The 21780-nt window shown below is 58.3% G+C and carries 26 protein-coding genes and 1 pseudogene; 19 read left to right on the top strand and 8 right to left on the bottom strand.

The window, feature by feature from the left end:
• From OF122_RS07060 to OF122_RS07090, 7 genes are all read left to right on the top strand, one after another.
• Complete coding sequence (locus tag OF122_RS07060) at nucleotides 1–657, top strand: NADH:ubiquinone reductase (Na(+)-transporting) subunit D (RefSeq protein WP_264224539.1); 657 nt, start codon at nucleotides 1–3, stop codon at nucleotides 655–657.
• Nucleotides 654–1250: an NADH:ubiquinone reductase (Na(+)-transporting) subunit E gene (gene nqrE, locus OF122_RS07065; protein WP_264224540.1), complete on the top strand. Its 597-nt coding sequence runs from the start codon at nucleotides 654–656 to the stop codon at nucleotides 1248–1250. The genes OF122_RS07060 and nqrE overlap by 4 nt, the downstream gene beginning before the upstream one ends.
• Nucleotides 1250–2467: an NADH:ubiquinone reductase (Na(+)-transporting) subunit F gene (gene nqrF / locus OF122_RS07070; RefSeq protein WP_264224541.1), complete on the top strand. Its 1218-nt coding sequence runs from the start codon at nucleotides 1250–1252 to the stop codon at nucleotides 2465–2467. Before nqrE ends, nqrF begins: the two co-directional genes overlap by 1 nt.
• 2 nt (nucleotides 2468–2469) lie before the next feature.
• On the top strand, nucleotides 2470–3423 hold the full coding sequence (locus tag OF122_RS07075) for an FAD:protein FMN transferase (protein WP_264227082.1): 954 nt from the start codon (nucleotides 2470–2472) through the stop codon (nucleotides 3421–3423).
• Between the two features lie 9 nt (nucleotides 3424–3432).
• Nucleotides 3433–3600: a hypothetical protein gene (locus OF122_RS07080; RefSeq protein WP_264224543.1), complete on the top strand. Its 168-nt coding sequence runs from the start codon at nucleotides 3433–3435 to the stop codon at nucleotides 3598–3600.
• Nucleotides 3597–3986 (top strand): CBS domain-containing protein, encoded by a 390-nt coding sequence (locus OF122_RS07085; RefSeq protein ID WP_264227083.1) that lies wholly within the window; start codon nucleotides 3597–3599, stop codon nucleotides 3984–3986. The genes OF122_RS07080 and OF122_RS07085 overlap by 4 nt, the downstream gene beginning before the upstream one ends.
• A 79-nt stretch (nucleotides 3987–4065) precedes the next feature.
• A complete protein-coding gene (locus OF122_RS07090) occupies nucleotides 4066–4737 on the top strand; it encodes a CBS domain-containing protein (RefSeq protein ID WP_264227084.1) in 672 nt (223 codons plus the stop codon).
• A gap of 174 nt (nucleotides 4738–4911) precedes the next feature.
• Here the strand turns inward: OF122_RS07090 and OF122_RS07095 are convergent, their stop codons facing one another.
• Nucleotides 4912–5436, bottom strand: coding sequence for a DUF6653 family protein (locus OF122_RS07095; protein ID WP_264227085.1), 525 nt, complete (start codon nucleotides 5434–5436; stop codon nucleotides 4912–4914).
• Between the two features lie 211 nt (nucleotides 5437–5647).
• On the opposite strand from OF122_RS07095, the pseudogene OF122_RS07100 reads away from it, so the two are divergent.
• Nucleotides 5648–6429: pseudogene (locus OF122_RS07100) on the top strand (IS5 family transposase).
• 37 nt (nucleotides 6430–6466) lie between these two features.
• Here the strand turns inward: OF122_RS07100 and OF122_RS07105 are convergent.
• From OF122_RS07105 to OF122_RS19755, 3 genes are all read right to left on the bottom strand, one after another.
• A complete protein-coding gene (locus tag OF122_RS07105; RefSeq protein ID WP_264227086.1) occupies nucleotides 6467–7258 on the bottom strand; it encodes a DUF2243 domain-containing protein in 792 nt (263 codons plus the stop codon).
• Between the two features lie 82 nt (nucleotides 7259–7340).
• Nucleotides 7341–8033, bottom strand: a complete 693-nt coding sequence (locus OF122_RS07110; protein WP_264227087.1) for an MFS transporter — start codon at nucleotides 8031–8033, stop codon at nucleotides 7341–7343.
• On the bottom strand, nucleotides 7994–8506 hold the full coding sequence (locus tag OF122_RS19755) for an MFS transporter (RefSeq protein WP_408636317.1): 513 nt from the start codon (nucleotides 8504–8506) through the stop codon (nucleotides 7994–7996). Before OF122_RS19755 ends, OF122_RS07110 begins: the two co-directional genes overlap by 40 nt.
• A 271-nt stretch (nucleotides 8507–8777) precedes the next feature.
• Between OF122_RS19755 and OF122_RS07120 the strand changes: the two genes are divergently transcribed.
• Nucleotides 8778–9410, top strand: coding sequence for a tyrosine-type recombinase/integrase (locus OF122_RS07120; RefSeq protein ID WP_264227089.1), 633 nt, complete (start codon nucleotides 8778–8780; stop codon nucleotides 9408–9410).
• 290 nt (nucleotides 9411–9700) lie between these two features.
• Here OF122_RS07120 and OF122_RS07125 read toward each other — a convergent pair whose 3' ends face one another.
• From OF122_RS07125 to OF122_RS07135, 3 genes are all read right to left on the bottom strand, one after another.
• The gene (locus OF122_RS07125) at nucleotides 9701–10105 is read right to left on the bottom strand and encodes a MerR family transcriptional regulator (RefSeq protein ID WP_264227090.1); all 405 of its coding nucleotides are present in this window, start codon (nucleotides 10103–10105) and stop codon (nucleotides 9701–9703) included.
• Nucleotides 10106–10170: 65 nt separating this feature from the next.
• On the bottom strand, nucleotides 10171–10830 hold the full coding sequence (locus OF122_RS07130; protein ID WP_264227091.1) for a DsbA family protein: 660 nt from the start codon (nucleotides 10828–10830) through the stop codon (nucleotides 10171–10173).
• Nucleotides 10827–11303, bottom strand: coding sequence for a disulfide bond formation protein B (locus OF122_RS07135; RefSeq protein WP_009452625.1), 477 nt, complete (start codon nucleotides 11301–11303; stop codon nucleotides 10827–10829). Before OF122_RS07135 ends, OF122_RS07130 begins: the two co-directional genes overlap by 4 nt.
• A 185-nt stretch (nucleotides 11304–11488) precedes the next feature.
• Between OF122_RS07135 and OF122_RS07140 the strand changes: the two genes are divergently transcribed.
• From OF122_RS07140 to fabA, 9 genes are all read left to right on the top strand, one after another.
• On the top strand, nucleotides 11489–13621 hold the full coding sequence (locus OF122_RS07140) for a heavy metal translocating P-type ATPase (protein ID WP_040673348.1): 2133 nt from the start codon (nucleotides 11489–11491) through the stop codon (nucleotides 13619–13621).
• Between the two features lie 66 nt (nucleotides 13622–13687).
• Nucleotides 13688–14296, top strand: coding sequence for a cation transporter (locus OF122_RS07145; protein WP_264227092.1), 609 nt, complete (start codon nucleotides 13688–13690; stop codon nucleotides 14294–14296).
• 1 nt (nucleotide 14297) lies between these two features.
• Complete coding sequence (locus tag OF122_RS07150) at nucleotides 14298–14801, top strand: copper chaperone PCu(A)C (protein ID WP_264227093.1); 504 nt, start codon at nucleotides 14298–14300, stop codon at nucleotides 14799–14801.
• Nucleotides 14798–15418 (top strand): SCO family protein, encoded by a 621-nt coding sequence (locus OF122_RS07155; protein WP_264227094.1) that lies wholly within the window; start codon nucleotides 14798–14800, stop codon nucleotides 15416–15418. The genes OF122_RS07150 and OF122_RS07155 overlap by 4 nt, the downstream gene beginning before the upstream one ends.
• Complete coding sequence (locus OF122_RS07160) at nucleotides 15418–16161, top strand: cytochrome c biogenesis CcdA family protein (RefSeq protein WP_264227095.1); 744 nt, start codon at nucleotides 15418–15420, stop codon at nucleotides 16159–16161. Before OF122_RS07155 ends, OF122_RS07160 begins: the two co-directional genes overlap by 1 nt.
• Before the next feature lie 24 nt (nucleotides 16162–16185).
• On the top strand, nucleotides 16186–16650 hold the full coding sequence (gene lspA, locus OF122_RS07165) for a signal peptidase II (RefSeq protein WP_151576963.1): 465 nt from the start codon (nucleotides 16186–16188) through the stop codon (nucleotides 16648–16650).
• Nucleotides 16647–17762 (top strand): flavin-containing monooxygenase, encoded by a 1116-nt coding sequence (locus OF122_RS07170; protein WP_264227096.1) that lies wholly within the window; start codon nucleotides 16647–16649, stop codon nucleotides 17760–17762. The genes lspA and OF122_RS07170 overlap by 4 nt, the downstream gene beginning before the upstream one ends.
• A gap of 231 nt (nucleotides 17763–17993) precedes the next feature.
• Nucleotides 17994–18644, top strand: coding sequence for a TetR/AcrR family transcriptional regulator (locus OF122_RS07175; protein ID WP_264227097.1), 651 nt, complete (start codon nucleotides 17994–17996; stop codon nucleotides 18642–18644).
• Nucleotides 18637–19167 carry a bifunctional 3-hydroxydecanoyl-ACP dehydratase/trans-2-decenoyl-ACP isomerase gene (fabA, locus tag OF122_RS07180; RefSeq protein WP_264227098.1) on the top strand — a complete coding sequence of 177 codons (531 nt, stop codon included), beginning with the start codon at nucleotides 18637–18639 and terminating at the stop codon, nucleotides 19165–19167. Before OF122_RS07175 ends, fabA begins: the two co-directional genes overlap by 8 nt.
• Nucleotides 19168–19730: 563 nt before the next feature.
• On the opposite strand, the gene OF122_RS07185 is transcribed toward fabA, so the two are convergent.
• Entirely contained in the window at nucleotides 19731–20621 is an 891-nt protein-coding gene (locus OF122_RS07185) for a LysR family transcriptional regulator (RefSeq protein ID WP_264227099.1), read from the bottom strand.
• Nucleotides 20622–20717: 96 nt separating this feature from the next.
• On the opposite strand from OF122_RS07185, the gene OF122_RS07190 reads away from it, so the two are divergent.
• Entirely contained in the window at nucleotides 20718–21764 is a 1047-nt protein-coding gene (locus tag OF122_RS07190) for a hydroxyacid dehydrogenase (protein WP_264227100.1), read from the top strand.
• Nucleotides 21765–21780: the final 16 nt, after the last annotated feature.

Here is a 21780-nt window from a genome sequence, read left to right on the forward strand (position 1 = left end):
ATGAACGCGCTGCGTACCCTTTACGGTCCCATCATCGACAACAATCCTGTCACGCTGCAGATCCTTGGAATCTGTTCGGCCCTCGCAGTGACAACGTCGATGTCGACAGCGGCGATCATGTGCCTTGCGCTGACCGCCGTTCTGATCACAGGTAGCGCGATTATTTCGCTGATCAGGCGGCACATTCCCACCTCGATCCGGCTGATCGTCCAGATTACCATCATCGCCTCACTGGTGATCGTAGCCGATCAGATCATTGAAGCCTTCGCCTTCGAAATGAGCCAGCGCCTTTCGATCTTTGTGGGACTGATCGTCACCAACTGCCTGGTGCTTGGCCGGGCCGAGGCGTTTGCCATGCACAATCCGCCCGCGCCCTCGATGCTCGACGCACTGGGAAATGGGCTGGGCTATTCGCTGGTGCTGCTGATCGTGGGATTTTTTCGCGAACTGTTTGGCGCCGGCACGCTATTCGGCCAGACGGTTTTTCTTACCATCTATGACGGGGGTTGGTTTGTTCCGCTCAATCTGATGCTGCTTGCGCCCAGCGCATTTTTCGTCCTCGGCCTGCTGATTTGGGCCATTCGCTCGGTCCGCACTGCCCAAGTGGAGCCGGTTGACTTCGATCTTGAACCGGGAACCAAGGAGAGAGCGAAGTGATCGACCTCTTCCTGCGATCGGTCTTTGCGGAAAACCTCGCGCTGAGCTTCTTTCTGGGCATCTGCACGTTTCTTGCCGTCTCCAAACGCCTCGAAACGGCTGTCGGTTTGGGAATTGCCCTGACTGTGGTCCAGACGATCACCGTGCCCCTCAACTTCCTTATCTTTTCCTATCTGCTTCAACCCGACACCTGGGTGGCTCTGGGCCTGGGCAGCTTTGATCTCACATTCCTCAACCTGATTGCCTTCATTGGCGTCATTGCCGCGATGGTGCAAATCCTCGAGCTGGTTCTCGACCGGTTCGTCCCAGCGCTCTATCGCGCCCTCGGGATTTACCTGCCGCTGATTACAGTCAACTGCGCCATCCTCGGGGGATCGCTGTTCATGGTGGAACGGGGATATGATTTCGGCGAAAGTGTCGTGTTCGGCTTTGGCAGTGGGGTCGGTTGGGCGCTGGCCATCATGGCTCTTGCCGCGCTGCGAGAGCGGCTCAATTATGCCGACATCCCCGATGGTCTGCGCGGTCTCGGTATGGCTTTCATTGTTACGGGCCTGCTCTCGATGGGGTTTACGGCGTTCGCGGGGATAGGCTGATGACCCAAATCCTGCTGGCAACCGGCCTGATCGTTTCGCTGATTCTCGCGCTTTCCATTGTCGTAATGACAGCTCGCTCCATTCTCTCCCCGGCCAGACCGGTGGCGATCACCGTCAACCGAAACCGGGAGATCGTCGGCACAACCGGCACCAAACTGTTGACCGCCCTCAACGACGCGGGAATTGCTGTTCCGTCCGCATGTGCGGGAGGAGGTACGTGCGGTCAGTGCCGGGTCGGTTTGCGCGAGGGAGGCGGTGAGCCCTTGCCCACCGAGACGGCGCTGCTGGGCCGCTCGGGGATCCGTGAGGGCCAACGGCTCTCCTGTCAGGTGGTCGTGCGTGGCCCTCTGGACGTTGAAGTTGCTGAAGATATCCTTTCGGCAGAACGGTGGACCTCGCAGGTGCTTTCGACCCGGCACCTCGCCCCCCTTATACGTGAACTTGTTCTGTCTATTCCTGGAGACACCGCGTTCGACTTCGCAGCCGGCGCCTATGTCCAGGTCGACGCGCCCGCCTATGACCTCGGCCTGTCTGCGCTAAAGGCAGAGGCGCGGTTTGAACCCACGTGGAGCGAGCTGGGCGTGCGCGACCTGCGCGTGCACAATGCCGAGCCCACCCATCGGGCCTATTCGGTCGCAAGCCGCCCCGAAGACAAGAGCAAGATTGTGCTCAATATTCGCCTCGCCTTGCCGCCCGCCGGTGCGCGCGATATTCTTCCGGGTATTGTCTCGTCCTATCTGTTCAGTCTCGAACCTGGCGACAGTGTCGAAGTTTCCGGCCCGTTTGGCGATTTCCGGGTCCAGGACACAGACAAGGAAATGATCTTTATCGGCGGCGGCGTCGGCATGGCGCCCCTTCGCGCCATGATCCACGAACAACTCGCCAAGGGGACCAGGCGCAAAATCAGCTTCTGGTATGGCGCACGGAGCGGTGCGGACATCTTCTATCGCGATGAGTTCGATGCGCTCGCAAGAGAACACGAAAATTTCTCCTGGACCCTGGCGTTGTCCGAGCCGCAACCGGAGGATGGCTGGGAGGGGCCAGTCGGCTTCATTCATGAGGTGGTGCATGATCGCTACCTCAAGGACCATCCGGCGCCCCATGATTGCGAGTTTTATTTGTGTGGGCCGCCCCTGATGATCTCAGCGGTATTTGCCATGCTCGACGAAAACGGGGTCGAGCCAGCTTCCATCTTCAACGACGATTTCGGGATATGACCATGCTGACGCGCCGTAGTTTTCTCGCCCTTACCGGTGCCGCCTCGCTGGCCCCAACCGCAGGCTGGGCCGCTGCTGGTGTCGATGTGATCGGAGGGGCTGCATTTGGCAGCTATTGGCGGCTGACGGTTCCAAGCGGCATTGAACCGGCGCGCGCGGCACTTGAGACAATCGTCGACGATGTCGATCTTGAATTTTCTCCCTATCGGCCAAATAGCGCCCTGTCCGTGTTCAATGGCGCCATGACAACGGACTGGCTGCCCGCTTCCGATCAGTTCCGGACGGTTCTGAGCAAGGGGCTCGATATCGCTCACCAGAGCCGGGGGGCCTTCGATCCAACCGTCGGCCCTGTTGTCGCGCGCTACGGTTTTGGCCCCATCCATGCTGAGGCCTGGGGACAGTATGAGGGGCTTGGGATCAACGAGGTGGCGGTTCGCAAGTCAGATGCGGGGTTGAGCGCGGACCTTTGCGGCATCGCCAAGGGGCATGCGCTCGACCGGATGGCCGCGGCGCTGGAGGCGCAAGGTGTTGGAGACTTTTTGCTCGATCTGGGGGGCGAGCTGTGCGCGCGGGGAAGACATCCCGATGGCCGGGATTGGCAAGTGGCTATTGAAGGAGCATCTGGCACTCTGGGGATGGGGCTGAAGCTGCGCGACAGCGCCATCGCTACGTCGGGGATTTCGGCTCAGGTCTATGGCGTCGATGGCCATCAGGTCAGTCATATCATCGATCCTCGGACCGGGAGCCCGGTTTCGGGCCGAACGGTATCGGTTTCCGTAGTGGCCAAGAGCGCCGCAACCGCAGATGGCTGGGCGACGGCCCTGATGGCTATGGAGCACGATCAGGCACAGGCACTGGCCATCGAGCTGGGCCTGGATGCGGTTTTGCTGGTGCGCGACGGTGGGGCAATTCGGACCATTGCGGTCGGGGCCATTGGCGATCATGTGCTGGGTTGAGGAGGCTTCATGCTGATCCTGTTTACTCTTGTGGTCTTTTTGTTGGCGTTTGGCGGCCTGGCATTGGGCGTCGTGGCAGGGCGCCCGCCGATCAAGGGATCGTGCGGCGGCCTCGACTGCATCGAGGGCATCGAATGCGGTGTGTGCCGACGAAAAAGCGGAAGGAAGGCGCCTTGAAGGGACAGATTTCGATCGCGCAGTTCATGGTTACCGATGTCAGGACGCTCTCGCCGGAAATCGAGATCGGGTTTGCCGCAGGATTTCTTATGGATGAAGGCATTGCGGGAGCGCCGGTGGTCAATGGCTCGGGCGAGCTTGTGGGGATACTCACCAAAAAGGATTGCTTTAAAGCTGCGCTAAACGCCGCCTATTACGGGCAGTGGGGCGGGAACGTTGAGCGCTATATGACACGAAACCCCGAGACCCTTGACGCGGCCACCGATATCGTTTCGGCTGCAGAGCGGTTCATTGCCCGGCCCTACCGCATGTTCCCGGTCCTCGATGAGGAGATGATGGTGGGAATACTGACCCGGTCTGATTTGTTGCGCAGTTTTCTGGTTTGATCTCGCCCGCAACACAACCAGGCCCGAACCGGGCATGCAGACCATTCACTGTGACTAAACGGAAAGGTGAAGGATCGAGATGATTGCCAAAGACATCATGAGCGCGCCGCTGATCACAGTCCGCGACACGGCCCCTGTGTCCGATATTGCCCACATCCTCATCAACCAAAGGATCAGTGCGGTTCCGGTTGTCGATGCCAGTGGCAAGCTCACAGGTCTGGTGTCGGCCTCCGATCTGCTTGAACGCGAAGATATCGATACGGCGCCGGCGAGGAATTGGTTGCGGCAGAAGTTGTGGCCAAACTTGGCTGCAAAGGAGTTCAACAAGGCGCACGGCTCCAGGGCTGAGCACGTCATGACCAGAGATCTTGTGACAGTGTCCCAAGAGGCCGCGTTGACTGACGTCATCGCCAAGATGGTGAAGCGCGGCATACAGCGCGTGATCGTTGTCAATGACGAGGAGCCCGTGGGAATCCTCAGCCGAAGGGATGTTTTGCGTGCAATACTGGCGCAGCAGGAGCCGAGCCGTCAGAGTGTACGAGATGAAGACATCAGTAGAGACTTGCTCACCAAGCTTGAGCGGCAACCCTGGTTTTCCAAGGCGCGGGTGCAGGTTCGAGTCCGCGACGGCGTGGTGACGCTATACGGGGTTGTTCACAGCAGGGACGAACGTGCCGCGCTGATCCTGGCGGCGGAAAAATGCCCCGGCGTGGCCGAGGTAATTGACAGGACGGTGTCAGAGTTCATGTAGTTCGAGCGTATTGCTCCAATGCCGATCACCTGCTGCCTTCCGACGCCAACGTCCGTTGGACTGAGACGAGGATGCTACTCGCTCGCCTCGGCGCAGTCTCCGGATGAGTGCCTTCAGACACATTAGACAGCGATCGGTCGGCCATGGGAACGATGTAGCAAAACGACTTCCAAGCTACTTTAAATCGTGAGCAGCCTGGCTATCCTCCTGATGGATGCAACCTGACGTGCGATCATTCTCCCAATAAATCCACACCATCCTGTCCAGCAGCCACAGCTTGGATAGCATGGCAATAGCAAGTCCGGTCGTTGTAAGCGCCAGATTCAGCACCACTAGGCCGGCAAAGAGGACAAGGGTGCCTGTAGCCGTTGCTATCGTCAGAGCTCTGATTATTGGGATGTGATGGAGCAATTGAGAATGCTTGGGTCGTTGGAGCCACACGTGCTCGCCAAGAACCCCCTGCGACATCCAGTTGTCGATGGATGACGGTGGCGGGAAAACGCGGGGGTTCATCCATGTCCAGACGAGAACTGCTGCAACGGCAAGCAGCGCCCACCACCCGATCCAGAGGCGGCTCCATCCAGCGATGGCAAGCAGAGGCAGGATCGAAGTTCTCGACCAACCACTCCAAGGATTGGCATGTCGCGCCCAGTCTGTAGCGCTCATTGCCATGAGACGTTCAAGGCCAAAACGATTCATGTCGTGCCTTCCATGACGCAGACCATATGTTGTCGTGTGTTAGAAGCGTTGCGCCAGTTCCGGCGATGCGCAATGCCCAACGGCACTATTGCCGCATGCGGCACCTATCTGCATCGAGTGCCCCAGGATTCGTTATCTAGGTCGTGTTGACAAAGTGGATTCCCAAATCAGGTGAAGTCTGATTCAACACTCCTCTTTATGGGGAGCGATGATGGCACGCGGCGATCTGACCGATGAAGAGTGGGCAGTAATCGAAGGGTTCTTGCCCACAGAGCGCGGACGGAAATCCCGCCCTGCTCATGATAATCGGCGTTTTCTCAACGGCATGCTGCATGTGCTGCGGGTTGGCTGCCCCTGGCGCGACATGCATGAGCGCTACGGCAAGTGGAACTCTGTCTATGTCCGGTTCCGGCGCTGGGCCGAACAGGGCGTCTGGGATGCCATCCTTGAAACGCTGGTCCAGATGGGGCTGACCGATGACTGGCAGCATATGATCGACAGCACCACAGTTCGGGGCCATGTATCGGCAGCCGGCGCAAAAGGGGGACTCACAAGGAGGCTTTTGGTCGATCACGCGGCGGCTTTACGTGCAAAATCCACGCCCGCTGTGACAATCAGGGACGCCCTCTTGGCTTTGTCCTGACAGGCGGGCAAGCCTCGGACTATGGCGCGGTCGGCGAACTCATGGCCCTGCCGGTCAACAAGCCAAAGGCACTTCTGGCCGATAAGGGCTACGACGGCGATGCTGTTCGAGAAGCCCTGCTGCTACAGGGCATCTTGCCAGTCATCCCGCCAAAGGCCAATCGCAAGGTTCATATTCCCTGCGACTTCTCCCGTTACAGAGACCGCAACCGCATCGAGCGCATGTTCGGGTATCTCAAGCACATGCGTCGCATCGGCACCCGGTATGAGAAAACGGCTCTGTCATTCGCAAGCTTCCTCAACCTTGCAGCCATCCGCAGGTGGCTAAAAGACTTTGTCAACAGGACCTAGTTTTGGACTGGTTTAACCTCGCTCAAAAGTTGGGCCGCTATGCACGGATCCAATTGAAACACCCGATAGGCAGCATTGCATTACTCACCAGGATCGCACCATAACTATACAATTCGGACGGGTTGCCCCCCAAAGCCATATCGACGGCCCACATTTGGCCCGATGCATCAGTGCCGATCATTCTGCCGTCCACCGCCACAATGGCAGCAATGGCCTGCTGCTCGGGGATGTCGGGCCGGAAAAGGACCACCATTTGCGTCTGATCCGGGGGCGGGAGAGCGGAAAGTGGGCCTGCTATGATCGCAGCTACGACGAGGGCAAGAGGCGAACTCATCGCGCGGCCCCCCCTGCCGCTCGTTCCGCTTCGGCGCATAATCCAGCCAATAGCCGCAGGGACTATTCCGAACACCACGAACCAGAGCAAATCCCAGAACAGCGGGTTATCCACGTCCATGCGAATGCGATGAATGCCAAGCATCCAGTGAGAGAAAAAGCTGTCGAAAATATGCCAGACGCCGAAGCCTATCAGGGCATTTGAAAATAGGCGGCGATCCGCCCCCGCAGCCGGAAACTCTTTCCGCGCTCGCCAGAGGAGCCAAAGGCCAATGCCCGCGATGACGTACATCAGCACGTGAAAGATGCCGTCCCACAGAATGAGAACGCGAATATCCTGCCGCGCCTGTTCAACGCCGCTCAGCAGGTGGTGCCACTGCAATATCTGATGCAAAAGTATGCCGTCGAAGAAGCCGCCGATGCCGAAGCCAAGGGCGAACCCCGCCCATTCGAACCGGCCCGAGAACTGGCCATTTCTTGTTGTCGCGTCGGTCATGGCTGCCTGCTCCCTTGATTCCTGAGTGACCAATATTTGAGGAGGTGGGGTAAAGTTCCCTTTGTGGGTGGATTGAGCCCGCCTAAATTTCTTCCACCCTTTGCACCAGAAGTAGGGACGCGAGTGATAATGCGCCGAAGAGAGCAAGTGTGATATCGAGTCCTAGCGCACCGCTGACGAGACCTGCCAGCGGTGGGGCGGCCACGCTGCCGGAAGCATAGAGCATGAGGACGGCGGTAAAATTGGTCGACGGAATATCCGGGAACAGATGCTCGCTCCAGAAAGAGTAAACCGCGCTGAGCGCCATAACGCAAACACCTTGCAGAGCGGCGGAGACGAGAGTGCCGGGCCAGCTTTGCGGCATGAAGGCGAGGAGAAGCAGCGACGTCGCAGAGCTGAGGAACAATGCAAAGAGCAAGACACGAAGACCGGTCTTTTTAGCGATATCGCCAGTGAGAAGGCCCAGGCAACCCGCCACCCCGAAAGCCACGAATAGTACCGGACCGATCAGTTTGATCTGGATACCAGCCAGCCCGCCGGACTGAGAAATGTGGTCGATCCAATAGGACAAATAGGTGCCATTTGTCGCGCCAAAGGAAAAGGCGAGGCCGTAGAGGGGCACTGCCTCTGTGCACCGAAGTCGCTCGAACGTCTTGCGCATGTCGAGGCGACCTCCCCGGGCGAAGCCGTCTTGCTTCGACAGGAGAACCTGGGGAGCAACAACGACGCCAAGCGCTATCGCAGCAAATACCCACCACGCGATCCGCCAGGACATCCCCGAGCTGGCCACGGCCAGGGAAGAAGTCCGGAGGCGATGATCCCGAATGTAGTTCCGGTACTGACGATCGACAGGACCCGTTTCTGATACCGCTCCGCAACCGCTTTTTCAGCCATGCCGTTGAAAGGGGGCCAAGCAAAGCCAGCGCTCGCAGAAGCGAGAGCAATCCCGATGCTCATCGATATCAAGCCGGGAGCGAAGGCGGTGAGGGCGAACCCCGCCGTCGCCAGACTCCCCCCTATGAGCACGGGCAACCGCGGTCCGAAACGCGGCGTCAGCCAGCCAGTCATAAACAGGGCAAGAAAGAAGGCGGCAAAGGCCAAACCAGCGATGACGCCGACGGCACGCGTGCCGAAACCGAACTCGTTCCTCAACTGGGGGAGAAAAATCCCGTAAGCTATCCGGCCGGGACCGAAAGTGACGGCCGTGGCGATGAAACCCGTCAATGCAATTCGGCTTCGTACCGCCACTACACCACCTCGTTCTCATCGCACATGCGGAAGTGGCCGGCAGCGGAATGCGTTCCGTGCAGAGGTTCAAATTGAGACTTAGTGTCCTGAGTTATGAAGCAGGTGGCGGCTTTCCTCCGGTAGTTGCGTATTGGAGCGAGCGAAATGGCAGCAGATGCCGAATGTCGGCTTTCTCCAACTCATCGCCGAAACCCGACAGGCCGGTAACGGCCCCGCGGCTGCCGGTCCCAGCGTTACTCTTTTGGCCAATCACGGCCATAGGAGAACTTCGATGGGATTTTCACGATATGATGCTGCAGCCCGAGGACGGGCTGCATGGAGTGCAGGCAAGATCGTAGGGACCAAGCGCCCTTTAACGCAGAAGCAGATCTGGGCGATCCGCTTCTTTCTGGATCGGGAGGGCCGAGTTCGAGATCGGGCCCTGTTCGATCTTGCGATCGACAGCAAGCTCCGCGGTTGCGATCTGGTCAAGATCAAGACCGGTGACTTGGTCACAGGGTCGGAAATTCGAACCCGGGCAATGGTGGTTCAGCAGAAGACCGGACGTCCTGTCCAGTTCGAACTCACCAGCGATGTAAGAGCCAGCCTTCTCACTTGGCTCGAGAGGCGGGCGGGCAGTGTCAGTGATTATGCGTTTCCAAGCCGCGTCGACCACGATCACCATATGAGCACGCGACAGTATGCCCGTTTGGTCGATGAGTGGGTCACAGCCATCGGCCTTCGATCATCCGACTACGGAACGCATTCACTCCGAAGAACGAAGGCGGCCATGATCTACAAGGCCACCGGTAACCTCCGCGCCATCCAGATCCTGCTCGGACACACCAAGATCGAGAACACTGTTCGGTATCTTGGCGTGGATATCGAGGATGCTCTGCTTCTGGCTGAACGGACCGAAATCTGATTAGGGAGCGGTCATCCGCTCAGCATGGATGACCGCTTCGCAAGGCAGGCCATACGCTCACAGATGCCGACACGGGGGTGGAAAGCGGAAATGCCGCTTTCATCAGCCAACTCTTCCAAGCGGAAGTTGTCGAACGACCTGCCAAATGCCGTCGAGCAAGACATTGATCGTCGGCAAAGCTGCTATGGTAGCGCTACGCGCCCGCCCTTTAAGCCTCGTCCTGATGCTGGCTGGCGCGAAGTCGGCTCTCGTTCGCAAGAGCAGTTCTCACGGAAGGACCTTGCCTCCGATCATTTTGGCGACAGGGTTTCAATGATCCGGCAATCGGCGACGATGCCACACTCGCATTGGTCGATCATTCGGTCGAGTTCTGCCTTGAGCGCCATCAGATCAGTGATCTTCTTTTCGACCTCTGCACGATGTTCGCTAGCGATGGCATCAACTGCTGCGCAGGATTGTCCGCGATTGTCGGAGAGGGCGAGAAGCGCTCTGATTTGGTCGAGTGAGAAGCCGAGGTCACGTGCCCGACGGATAAAACTCAGCCGGTTCAGATGATCCGGCTCATAGGCCCGATAGTTACCTTCGGTACGTGAGGGCTCGGGCAGTAGACCGTTCTTCTCGTAGAACCGGATCGTCTCAACCTTGGTACTGGTTTGCTTTGCAAGATGACCGATCGTCAGAATGGAAGAGTTCATTGCATGACCCTGTAGCAAATACAGGGGCACTGTAGGTTCGATGTCGATGTTTGTCGATCTTGACGCTATTGCGTCGCTCTGGCGCTCTCCACCTCTTCACGCACCAAATCGTAGAGTTGCTGCGGGCCGAAGGATTCCAGCGGCCTGCCATTGACGAAAAAGGTTGGTGTCTGACGGACGTTATGGCTCTGAACATCAGCCAAGTCCTGCTCAAGAACGGCGGTGATCTCGGCCGAGGACATCTCACGCCGTGCCTGCTCAACATCCAGCCCCGCCGCCGCTGCAATTTCCCAGGCTTTTTCGAGATCGGGTGCATCATGCACGGCCCATTCCGGCTGTCGCGCCAGCAGGGCCTCCAGCACGGGTTCGTAGCGGTTCTGAAGACGGGCTGTTTCCAAAATCCTGACAGCTTCATCCGATCCCTCATGGAAGGGCGCGTATCGGATGACAAGGCGCGTCTCATTAGGGAAATTCGCCATGATCTGCTTAACGGCTGGATAGAAAGCTCGGCACGCCTCGCAGGACGGATCAAAGAATTCCACGATCGTCACCGGCGCATCCGCCGGGCCGATTACCGGTGAATGCGCCCTGACGAGCGCGTCCCCTTGCGGCGCTGCGACGGGCTGTGCCGAGGTGCTGCCGTAGCGGTCGTAGATATAGGCACCGCCGGCAAACACAATCAGTGCGACAAGACCAGTGAGAAGTACGATGGACCGTCTGGTCATGTTGAACGTCTCCGGTGCGCGAGAACGAGAAGAAGAGCGATGCTCCCAAAGGCGGCGAGCGATAGGTAAGGGAGCGGCAAAATGCCAAGGACCGTCATCTCGACGCCAGAACATGACGGGCCGTCTTGTGTACAAGGCTCGATGGCTGCTGGAAGGATCCTCGCATAAAGGAGGGAGTGGAATGCAGCGATGGCGGCACCTAGGGCAGCCAGTGGAAGTCCGTACCGGGAAACGCTGGCATCACCTCGAAAGCTAGCGACAGCCAGAATGACCGCCAGCGGAAACATGAAAGCGCGCTGATGCCAGCACAGATTGCACGGCGTCTGTCCCATGACCTCACCAATGAAGAGAGCGCTGAGCGAGGCGGCAAGCGCAATGAGCCATGCCGAGAAGACGAACGCCCAGGTATTTGCAGTCGTGCCCGCCCCGGTGGTCATAGCACTCCCTTTCGCCATCGTTTCGCTTCGCTCCATTTACCTTTGCATTCAACTATTTCTGCACCCTGTACCCACTACAGGGTCAAGGCTCCTTAATGAAGTTGTACCGCGAATTTGCACGTGGATCGCAGCGCGAAATCAAATAAACGAAGTCCACTCTTGACCCTATAGTTGCTACAGGGTCTATCTGCGGTGTCACATTAAACCATCGAGGTGACACCATGGCGGCAGCGAGCCCTTACAGACTGCGTATAGAAGGCATGGACTGCGCCTCGTGCGCATTGAAAATCGAGACGGCGATGCAACGCCTGCCGGGCGTTAGCGACATCAATGTCAGCTACGCCAACGAGACGCTAGCATTGCAACTCGATGAAGACCGGACGGCCCTCGGCACTATTGAGCAAAAGATCCGAGCGCTCGGGTACACGCCAGTGATCGAGCAGGCTGAGACGAAGGGGGGGCCGCCTCGGAAGCGCATCACAGAGGCGTGGTGGAAAGGCAGCAAGGGTCGGCTTGTACTGCTGACCGGCGCACTGTTCATGCTTGCCTTCGCCATTGCGCGTATCCTGCCGGATTGGGAGCAATGGCTCTATTCAGGTGCGGCCCTGATCAGCGTTATCCCGTTCGCGCGGCGGGCGGTCGCCGGTGCGATGTCCGGCTCACCCTTCACCATCGAGACGTTGATGACGGTCGCGGCACTCGGCGCGGTCGCCATCGGCGAGGCCGAAGAAGCTGCTGTCGTGATCTTCCTGTTCGCAGTGGGCGAGCTGCTTGAAACCGTGGCGGCAGGCCGTGCGCGGGCAGGCATTGAAGCGCTGATCGATCTCGTGCCCCGGGTCGCGTTCCGCGAGCGTGATGGTGTCATTGAGCAGGTCGCTGCCGAAGAGTTGGCTATTGGTGATGTCGTCGTTGTTCGGCCTGGGGACCGTGTGCCGTCTGACGGCACGGTGATTGATGGTGCATCTGAGGTCGATGAGGCGCCCGTGACAGGCGAATCCATGCCCGTGCTTAAAGAAGCCGGCGCAAACGTCTATGCCGGCAGCATCAATGCAAATGGCGAGTTGCGAGTGTCGATCAGTCATGTCGCGGCCGACAATACCATTGCCCGCATCATCCACATGGTCGAGGAAGCTCAGGAATCAAAGGCCCCGACGGCGCGTATGATCGACCGTTTCAGCCGCTGGTATACGCCTGGCGCTATGGTCGTCGCGGCTCTGATCGTCGTGGTGCCGCCGCTCGCCTTCGGCGGTGACTGGATGACATGGGTATATCGGGGTCTTGCGACGTTGCTGATTGCTTGCCCCTGCGCGCTCGTGATTTCCACGCCGGCGGCTATTGCCTCGGGTCTTGCCGCCGGCGCGCGTCAGGGATTGCTGATTAAGGGGGGCGCGGCACTGGAAATACTCGGTAAGGTCGTAACTGTTGCCTTCGACAAGACAGGAACGCTGACGCGTGGCCATCCCCAGGTGACGGACATTGTGCCGATCAATGGGGACGAGAACGCCGTCCTTGCCATTGCAGCGGCCGTCGAGCGCAGCACCAGCCATCCTCTCGGGGTTGCAATCGTGGAGGCGGCAAAAGTGCGGGGGCTCGAACTGCCCGTCACCTTCGGGGGCGGCGTTGCCACACCCGGCAAAGCGGTCACAGCGCGGTTGAAGGACGGCTTCGCTTCGGTCGGGTCTCCCCGTCATGCCGCCGAACAGGCTGCCCTCGAAGAGAACATTGCCGAGACGATCACCACACTGGAGAGCCAGGGCAAGACGGTCGTCGTGCTTATAAAGGGCAAGACCATCGAGGGATTGATCGCGTTGCGCGACGAACCGCGCGACGACGCTATCGAAGGTGTGAAGCGGCTGACAGATCGAGGTGTGCGGCCACTGATGCTGACCGGCGACAACAAGCGCACGGCCGACGCCATTGCGGCCCATCTTGGCCTTGAGGCAAGCGCCGAATTGTTGCCCGACGCCAAGCTCGCCGAGATCGGTCGCCTCAAAGCTAATGGCCCGATCGCCATGGTGGGAGACGGTATCAATGACGCGCCGGCGCTCGCAGCCGCTTCCGTTGGCGTTGCCATGGGTGCAGGCACCGACGTTGCTCTGGAGACCGCAGATGCCGCGCTGCTCAGAAACCGGGTGACGGGTGTTGCCGATCTCATCGGGTTGTCACAGGCGACACTCGGCAATATTTGGCAAAATATCGCCATAGCGCTTGGTCTGAAGGCCGTCTTCCTCGTGACGACTCTATTCGGCATTACCACGCTCTGGATGGCGATTCTCGCCGATACGGGCGCTACGGTCCTCGTTACAGCCAATGCGCTGCGCCTGCTGACCTGGCGCGGCACCCGCGACAAATGAGCCCAAGCAGTGCGCGAAGGCAGGTCGCGGCTTCCACTTCTCGCCAAGAAAGCCGAGGTGTAATTTATGAGTAATCAGTCCAAGGGCAGTGCCACTTCATCCGAGAAGAGCGAACAATGGGCGCTCGCATGGGTGCTTGCGATCAATACGGCCCAGGCAGCCATTGTGGGGGGATTAGGGTGGTGGGCTCAGTCAACAGGATTGATGGGCTCTGCACTCGATAATCTTGGCGATGCCGGTGTCTACGCTATTAGCCTTTTCGTCGTAGGTCGCGGTTTGGCGGCGAAGGTTCGAGTTGCCCGGCTGTCGGGTATCCTTCTGATGGTTTTCGCTGGCCTTCTTCTATTTGAAGTCGGTCGTCGCTTCTTCACTGGCTCCGATCCGATAGGGCCGGTCATGATTGCCGTGGCAATCGCGAGCGCGCTTACGAATATGATCTGCATGTGGTTCCTGAAATCTCATCGGGAAGGCGGCGTGCATCTGCAAGCCTCATGGATTTTCACGACAAACGACATGCTCGTGAACTCAGCCATCGCTGTTTCTGGTCTCGCCGTAATTCTTTTCAGCTCGCCCTATCCGGATCTGATCATTGGTCTGGGTGTGGTTGTTGTCGTTGTCAGAAGCGGCTTGGAAATCCTTGAGAAGGCCGGCGAAGCTGGAAACGAAGGAAAGTAACATGACAAGTTTGCGAGCCCTATCCGCAGCCTTCCTTGCCCTTGCAGTATCGATCTCTCCTGCTGTGGGACACGACTTCCAGACTGGTTCGATCACCATCGATCATCCGTGGTCACGCGCGACTCCGCCGATCGCCCCGGTAGCCGGCGGCTATCTGACGCTGACGAATAATGGCGGTATGGCCGACCGTCTGGTTTCGATCTCATCGCCCCTGTCAGAACGGGCGGAGATCCACGAGTCGACCGTAAGCAATGGGGTTGCCAGCATGAGGCCAGTGCAAAATGGCGTCGAGATCGAGGTTGGCGAAACGGTCGAGCTTCAGCCTGGCGGTATGCACATCATGTTCATGAAGCCATCGCGTCCTTTAAAGGAAGGGGAACGGTTTGCCGCGAAGCTCACATTCGAGCAAGCCGGAACCGTCGAGGTCGAGTTTGTCGTGCAGGGTATGGGTGCAGGTCCGGCAACAACGAGCGAGCATGACGGGCACGGGGAGCCAGAGCAATGAGCGGCATCAAACTCTTCCGTCTCGTTACCTGGGTTGCTGTCGCCGTCGTCGGAGGGCTTTTCATCGGCTTGTCAGTATCCAAGCCTTGGCAGCAGCAAACTGCGGCGGTCGCGTCTTCGACAGGCATCGCAGCTATCGGCGGCCCGTTCCAGCTCATATCTCATCAAGGCGAGACAATCGGCAATGCCGCGCTGGCTGGAAAGCCTTATCTCGCCTTCTTCGGCTTCACCCATTGTCCCGATGTGTGTCCGACCACGCTCTACGAACTCAGCGATCTCATGAACGAGCTCGGGCCGGCAGCCGACCAGTTCAACGTACTGTTCTTCACAGTCGATCCCGAACGGGACACCCAAGAACTGCTGTCTCAATACATGACAGCCTTTGATGATCGCATCCTCGCATTGCGGGGAAATCGACAGGAAACGGACGCCGTGGTGAAGGCCTTTGCGGCCTACGCGCGAAAAGTGCCTCTGGAGGGGGGCGAATACACGATGGATCACACCGCAGGCGTCTACATGATGGATGCCGAGAGCCAATTCGTCGGCACGCTCGACATGCACGAGCCGCGAGAGATTCGATTGCAGAAGCTCCGCCGCCTGGCGGGCGAGATTGGCTGATGGAGTTCTCCAGCATCGGAATAGCGACGGCTTTCGCCGCTGGCGTCGTATCCTTCCTGTCGCCCTGCGTTCTGCCGCTGGTGCCGGGCTATATTTCCTACGTCGCAGGCCGCACGATTAGCCCAGACGGAATTGCGGCCGATACAGAATTCAGGGCAGCGGGCCGAACTCTCGGCCTCAGCCTCTGCTTCGTGCTCGGCTTCACGACCGTGTTCGTCATCCTTGGGGCCAGCGCCACCGTGTTGAGCCGGCTCTTGCGCATGTATCTTTTCGAAGCGAACCTGATTGGCGGAGGGATCGTTATCGTCTTCGGCCTATTCACGACCGGCCTCGTACCAATGCCCTGGCTCAATCGTGAAGCCCGGTTCCATGCCAATCCGGGCAGCGGAAGCGCTGGGGCCGCTTATCTCCTGGGTCTCGCTTTTGCGTTCGGCTGGACTCCCTGCATCGGACCAGTGCTAGGTGCGATTCTGACCCTCTCCGCTGCCAACGCCACGGTTGCAAGCGGAACGACGCTGCTCGCCGTCTATTCCCTGGGCCTTGGCCTCCCTTTCATCTTGGCCGCTTTGTTCATGCGCGGGTTCATGGCTCGGATGATGTCGATGCGCCGCACTGGCCGCGTGCTCAAAATCGTCGCTGGTGGGGTGATGGTGGTGATGGGCATCGCCATGATCACCGGCCATCTCTCCAGCTTTGCGATATGGCTGCTCCAGACCTTCCCGGCCCTCGGCCGCATCGGCTAAACCGAAGTTAAAGGAAATCTCGACATGCTCAGGCTCGGCCTTCCCATTGCCTTTGGCGGATTTTTCTTCGATCAGGCGACGAAGTGGTGGGTGCTGAACCATGCTATGAATCCGCCTCAGGTCATCCCCGTTACCGGCTTCTTCAATCTGGTGCTCGGCTTCAATACCGGCGTGAGCTTCGGATTGTTCGGCCAGGCTCCGGCTTGGACCCTGGTAGCGTTCACGCTTACCATAGTTGCGGGGCTCCTGGTCTGGATCAAGCGAACCGACAGCAGACTAACGGCCTGCGCCCTTGGGCTCATCGTCGGAGGTGCGCTCGGCAATCTGCTCGATCGGCTGCGCCAGGGTGCCGTGACGGATTTTCTGGATTTTTACGTTGGCAGCTATCATTGGCCCACCTTTAACGTTGCCGACGTAGCGATTGTTTGCGGGGTAGGGCTTTTGCTCGTGGAGAGCGTTCTGGCACGAGGTGAAGCAAAAACTACATGAACAGAAGTCCTCGCCAGCTATTCGAGAGCCATGGTTCGGGGGAAATAGACGTTCTGGTGATCGGCGCGGGTCAAGCGGGTCTCGCAGCCGGTTATTACCTTGCCAGAACAGAGCTTTCATTCCTGATCGTTGATCGCCACGCCCGCATCGGCGACAGTTGGCGCCGTCGCTACGATTCCATGACGTTGTTTACCCCGCGCGCATTCAGTTCGCTGCCTGGTCTTGCGCTCGACGGGGACCCGGACGGCTACCCAACGCGAGACGAGTTTGCGAACTATCTCGAAACCTACGCCAGCCAGTTCGACCTACGGGTGCATTCTGAAAATGGTGTGGCTCGGCTCGAACGCGGGGCTGATGAGCGGTTCACCGCGCAACTCGATGATGGCAGACACGTGGTCGCCACGGCGGTAATCGTCGCGACGGGTGCGTTTCAGAAACCAATAATCCCAACGATTGCTGCCGGCTTCAACAATGCGGTCGCTCAACTGACACCGGAAAGTTATCATAATCCCGGTGATCTCCCGCCTGGCACGGTCCTTGTTGTCGGGGATGGAGCAAGCGGGCGCGACATCGCAGCTGAGCTGGCTTTGACCCATGACGTGCTGCTTGCGGTTGGGCGCAGCCGCCGACTCTTTCCAGAACGCATTCTCGGCAAGAGTACATGGTGGTGGCTGCACACATTGGGCTTGATGAGAGCAAGGCCCGAATCCGCGATAGGACGCCTGATGCGGCGCGCGGACCCCTTTCCTGACAGGGATCGCAGCCTTGACGACTTGGAACGAAGGGGCGTAGGCGTCGCAAAACGCTTGGTCTCTTCACAAGACCGCTTCGCATTCTTTGCCGATGGATCGAACCGGGTGGTCGATTCCGTCATCTGGTGCATTGGATATCGAGATGATAGCGCATGGCTCCAGATTCCAGGCAGTACGCATCCCAACGGAAGCTTTATGCAAGAGGGCGGGCTAGCTCCAGTACCCGGCCTTTTTCATCTAGGTCGCCCATGGCAGCGGAATCGTGCTTCAGCCCTCGTGATGGGCGCAGGTGAAGATGCTTCCGTAGTTGTCGCCGCGTGTCTGAAATTTTGCGCCGGCCGCGACTATAGCATGACGTGACTGCCCCTGTGATAGGTCGCGGATGACGTGGCCACCTGCAACGTCTGGTTTCAGGAGCGACGACCTGCCTAACTAACGTCCTGAATGGGGTCGACTGCGGAACGTCAGCTTTCCTCAATCTCTCGCCAAGACCGGACAGTCCGCTGACGGCCCCAATGGGTTGCCAGTCATAGAGTCCGCGAGCGACGATGAAAGCAGAGGTAGTTACATGCCGCTTTCGAGTTGGCCTCCTTGACATCAAGCTTTCCGTTTGTCAATGAATTGAATTCAGTTCAGCATATTCGAGAAAATGCGGCATTGGGCAAGGTTCGAAACCTGATTGAGGCGGCTGAGGCCGAACTTATCGCTGGCCATGGTCAGTTCGAAATGCAAGCCGTTGCCAAGCGCGCACACGTATCGGTTGGGCTCGCCTATCACCACTTCGGATCAAAAGCGGGATTGATTGCTGCTGTCGTTGAGGCTTTCTATCAGCGGCTCGACGAAGCGGTTTTTTCAAATATCAAATGGCCCAGCGAGTCCTGGGCAGAAAGAGAGCGCGGCCGGATTGGCGCGTATATCGCGTTTCACTATGCCGATCCTTTCGCCCTGCTTGTGATCGGCAGCATGAGCCGGGCGCCTGAAGTGCTCGACGTCGAGAAGGCGTTCACCGACCGGCAACTGGCTGCGGGAGCGCGGATGCTCGACGAGGCCCGGCGGCTCGGAGTTATTTCCGATGATGCCGACCCTCATCTCACCATCGCAATGATGATCGGTGGAATTCGGCAGGCTGTGGTCGGTGCCTTGATGCAGGATCCAAGGCCCGATCCCGAAAATCTGACGAATGATATCTGGGCGTTTATGTCCGCAGCGTTGCGTTTAACCAAAGGAAAGTCGAGTGTTTGATCCTAGGTCGTTCCATACGCCGCAGTCTTCCTACACCAGGCAAGAACTGCTTAAATCCGCATCTGGCGGCTATTTCGGGCCGGGCAACGCTCAGTTGCCGGCACCCCCAATGCTCATGATGGACCGCATCACCGAAATCAGCCTGGGGGGCGGAGCTTTCAGCAAAGGGCATGTCATTGCTGAATTGGATATCGCACCCGATCTCTGGTTCTTTGACTGCCATTTCCCGGGCGATCCTGTGATGCCGGGATGCCTGGGGTTGGACGCGATGTGGCAGATCATCGGCTTTTGGCTTGGATGGTCCGGCTCTCCCGGCAAAGGCCGCGCCTCGGGCGTGGGCGAGGTCAAGTTCAGGGGCCAGATACTGCCGGAAACACGGCGCGTGCGGTATGAGGTTGATATCCGTCAGGCCCGGCGCGGCAAACTCGTTGTAGGGACCGGCGACGGCCGAGTGCTGGCGGACGGTGCTCCAGGCTATGTTGCCAAAGATATGAAGGTAAGTCTCATTCCCCCTGCCGTCTGATCGCCGGCCGAAGGAATGAGCTATGCTCGCTTCCGATGGCTCGCAGCGGCCAGGTGATGGCAGAGATGGGATCGACTGTCGAACGTCTACTTTCTCCAATTCCTCGCCGAAACCGGTCAGTCCGGTATCGGCCCCGATTGCGCCGTTCCTTCGATGACGGGAATCTCCAGTGGGATGACCGGCATGGGGTAGTTTGTTGACGGTCCGCTCTCAGGCGATGTCTGCGAAAAGCGGACGCTGCATTCCGCAATAATGCACCATTGCGCCATGCTAGCCATCCGGGGGCCCAATCGGCAAATGGCCATCTAGGCGGTCCGCAATTACTACAGGAGTAGACGCCACAGCGTTCTGGCAGGTTTAACATAGCGCTCCCGTAGATGAAGCAGCGACAGATGTTAACAATATCGGCAGGGGATGGTCGGCATTGGCGAAAAATCACCTCGAACCGGAGTTTGCGCAAGCGCTGCGACCTGGAGTTTGTTGCTTCCGCGCCGAAACTGCGCTTAGCCGGAGGGTAACGTGCCAGCCTTTAGATAATCCTCATAATTGCCAAGGACAATCTCCTATATATCTTTGCCATGCTCTACGAGGAATTGGCATAGTTTTTTGCACGCTTGCGGCAAGTAGCTCGCTTTGCGTGTGAGAATACCAAAATGTCGATTCAGCGTTGCGGATGGGACATCGATTTCACTGATTTTTTCCGCCACCTCTGGCTTTTCGAGATTGCGGTGTGAAACGAAACTAAGCAGGCTCGACTGGTAGATGAGTTGGGGAAGCTGGACCAGTGTATTGACTTCGATCTTGGCCCTGGGCGGTGGAAGACTTCGTGAACTGAATACGGCGTCTATCCATTCTCGAGTCTTTACTGGCCGGGCAGCAAGAACCCATTGATACCCGCACAACTGCGCCACATCGACAGACTGCCCGACAAGCGGATGATCCTTGCTGGCAACCACAACGACCCGGTCTTCAACGATCGGCTGGCAGTCGAAATCTTCACTATTGCTCGTTGGCCCAAGGACCAAATCGAGATTATCCTTAAGGAGCGCTTCGCGCAGAACATCGCTCATGCCCACGCTGATCTCGAGGGTCACGTCGGGCATGTGCTCGTTGGTCATTCGCAAGACCTCGGGCATCATGAATTCGGCAACAGTTGCGGCGGCGCCAATTCGGATATGCCCCTTCATTCCGTGGGCGTAATCCAGTGTTTCCTTATACACCTCATCCATGCCGCGCACGATATGCTGCGCACGACTGGCAAGCTGGCGACCTACGTCGGTTAAAACCAGTGAGCGGCCATGCCGCTCGAATAGGGGCGCTTGCAACAAATCTTCCATGCGCCTGATACACTTCGAAAGCGCCGGCTGGGTGATGTGTAGGCTTTCAGCGGCGCGATGCACATTTCCATGTTCGACGATCCCGATGAAGTACCGCAAATCGCGTTCGTTGAGCATTCGATATCCAAGAGTTATCAAAAGTGGAATTTTAATCATTAGTATTCATCGGCGGTGCGTGCAAGAGATTGCGTAATGTTCCGCGGGATACCGACAATGAGCTACACCATTCTGGTCACTGCACCATCATTACACCCAGCCGGTTTGAAGCAGTTGCAAGCCCGCGGGTGCAGCGTCGATTTCATCGATCTGGACATTGGCGCGCCAGAACTTCACGCAAAATTGGCGGCACGCCCCTATGACGGCATCATATCAAGGACTGTGAGACTTAGTGCGGAAGGTTTTGATGCCTGTCCCTCCCTCGCAGCCGTATCGCGCCACGGCGTAGGCTTGAGTAACGTCGATGTCGGCGCGGCAAGCGAACGCAATATTGCGGTTTTTCATACGCCTGGCGCTAACGCCCAGGCTGTAGCGGAATACACCTTTGCTCTCTTGCTGGCCTGTGTGCGCCGGATTGTTCGGTTCGATGGATCAGTGCGCAGTGGGCAGTGGACGAGAACGGGCGACGGCACTCAGTTGCAGGGGAAGACGATCGGACTTGTCGGCTTTGGCCGCATTGCCCGAAAGGTCGCTCAATTGGCCCGTTCATTCGAAATGAAGGTCATTGCCTTTGACCCTGCAATGGAGCGTGGCTGGGATGGAGATGTCGAGATCTTCGATTCTCTGAACGACATGCTTAAGAGTTGCGCAGTGTTGAGCCTTCATTGCCCAGCAAAACTGGGCGCGCCGCCAATTATCGGTAGGGCCGAGCTTTATGAATTGCCGAGAGGATCGGTGGTGATCAACACCGCACGTGGTGAGTTGATCGATGAGATGGCGTTGTACAACGCCTTAGAAACCGGGCAGGTCGCAGGGGCAGGACTCGATACATTCGCAGTTGAGCCTGTTGCATCGGACAATCCGCTATTGAGCCATCCCAACACGGTCGTTTCGCCCCACATCGCAGGATCCACGCCCGAAGCGCTCGCGGCAATGGCGCGGGGGTCGGTCGAAAATCTTTTGAGCTATCTCGATCTTATATCAGGAAGGCCGGCTACTATGAGCGCGCAAGCGTTGGCATCGGCGTGCGTCAACACAGTTGTCTGTAACAAGGCGATAAATGGCCGTCCTGCCACTGCGCATACAAAAGGTTCTGGCCGTTGAACGTCTGTCAGTAGGC

Origin of the sequence: Pelagibacterium flavum, from assembly GCF_025854335.1 — a bacterium.
Classification (GTDB): Bacteria; Pseudomonadota; Alphaproteobacteria; order Rhizobiales; family Devosiaceae; genus Pelagibacterium; species Pelagibacterium flavum.

Coding starts and splice junctions, on each gene's coding strand:
- OF122_RS07060 (WP_264224539.1), top strand. CDS start 1: ATGAACGCGCTGCGTACCCTTTACGGTCCCATCATCGACAACAATCCT.
- nqrF (WP_264224541.1), top strand. CDS start 1,250: ATGACCCAAATCCTGCTGGCAACCGGCCTGATCGTTTCGCTGATTCTC.
- OF122_RS07075 (WP_264227082.1), top strand. CDS start 2,470: ATGCTGACGCGCCGTAGTTTTCTCGCCCTTACCGGTGCCGCCTCGCTG.
- OF122_RS07080 (WP_264224543.1), top strand. CDS start 3,433: ATGCTGATCCTGTTTACTCTTGTGGTCTTTTTGTTGGCGTTTGGCGGC.
- OF122_RS07090 (WP_264227084.1), top strand. CDS start 4,066: ATGATTGCCAAAGACATCATGAGCGCGCCGCTGATCACAGTCCGCGAC.
- OF122_RS07095 (WP_264227085.1), bottom strand. CDS start 5,436: ATGAATCGTTTTGGCCTTGAACGTCTCATGGCAATGAGCGCTACAGAC.
- OF122_RS07105 (WP_264227086.1), bottom strand. CDS start 7,258: ATGACCGACGCGACAACAAGAAATGGCCAGTTCTCGGGCCGGTTCGAA.
- OF122_RS07110 (WP_264227087.1), bottom strand. CDS start 8,033: ATGTCCTGGCGGATCGCGTGGTGGGTATTTGCTGCGATAGCGCTTGGC.
- OF122_RS07120 (WP_264227089.1), top strand. CDS start 8,778: ATGGGATTTTCACGATATGATGCTGCAGCCCGAGGACGGGCTGCATGG.
- OF122_RS07125 (WP_264227090.1), bottom strand. CDS start 10,105: ATGAACTCTTCCATTCTGACGATCGGTCATCTTGCAAAGCAAACCAGT.
- OF122_RS07130 (WP_264227091.1), bottom strand. CDS start 10,830: ATGACCAGACGGTCCATCGTACTTCTCACTGGTCTTGTCGCACTGATT.
- OF122_RS07135 (WP_009452625.1), bottom strand. CDS start 11,303: ATGGAGCGAAGCGAAACGATGGCGAAAGGGAGTGCTATGACCACCGGG.
- OF122_RS07140 (WP_040673348.1), top strand. CDS start 11,489: ATGGCGGCAGCGAGCCCTTACAGACTGCGTATAGAAGGCATGGACTGC.
- OF122_RS07145 (WP_264227092.1), top strand. CDS start 13,688: ATGAGTAATCAGTCCAAGGGCAGTGCCACTTCATCCGAGAAGAGCGAA.
- OF122_RS07150 (WP_264227093.1), top strand. CDS start 14,298: ATGACAAGTTTGCGAGCCCTATCCGCAGCCTTCCTTGCCCTTGCAGTA.
- OF122_RS07155 (WP_264227094.1), top strand. CDS start 14,798: ATGAGCGGCATCAAACTCTTCCGTCTCGTTACCTGGGTTGCTGTCGCC.
- OF122_RS07160 (WP_264227095.1), top strand. CDS start 15,418: ATGGAGTTCTCCAGCATCGGAATAGCGACGGCTTTCGCCGCTGGCGTC.
- lspA (WP_151576963.1), top strand. CDS start 16,186: ATGCTCAGGCTCGGCCTTCCCATTGCCTTTGGCGGATTTTTCTTCGAT.
- OF122_RS07170 (WP_264227096.1), top strand. CDS start 16,647: ATGAACAGAAGTCCTCGCCAGCTATTCGAGAGCCATGGTTCGGGGGAA.
- OF122_RS07185 (WP_264227099.1), bottom strand. CDS start 20,621: ATGCTCAACGAACGCGATTTGCGGTACTTCATCGGGATCGTCGAACAT.
- OF122_RS07190 (WP_264227100.1), top strand. CDS start 20,718: ATGAGCTACACCATTCTGGTCACTGCACCATCATTACACCCAGCCGGT.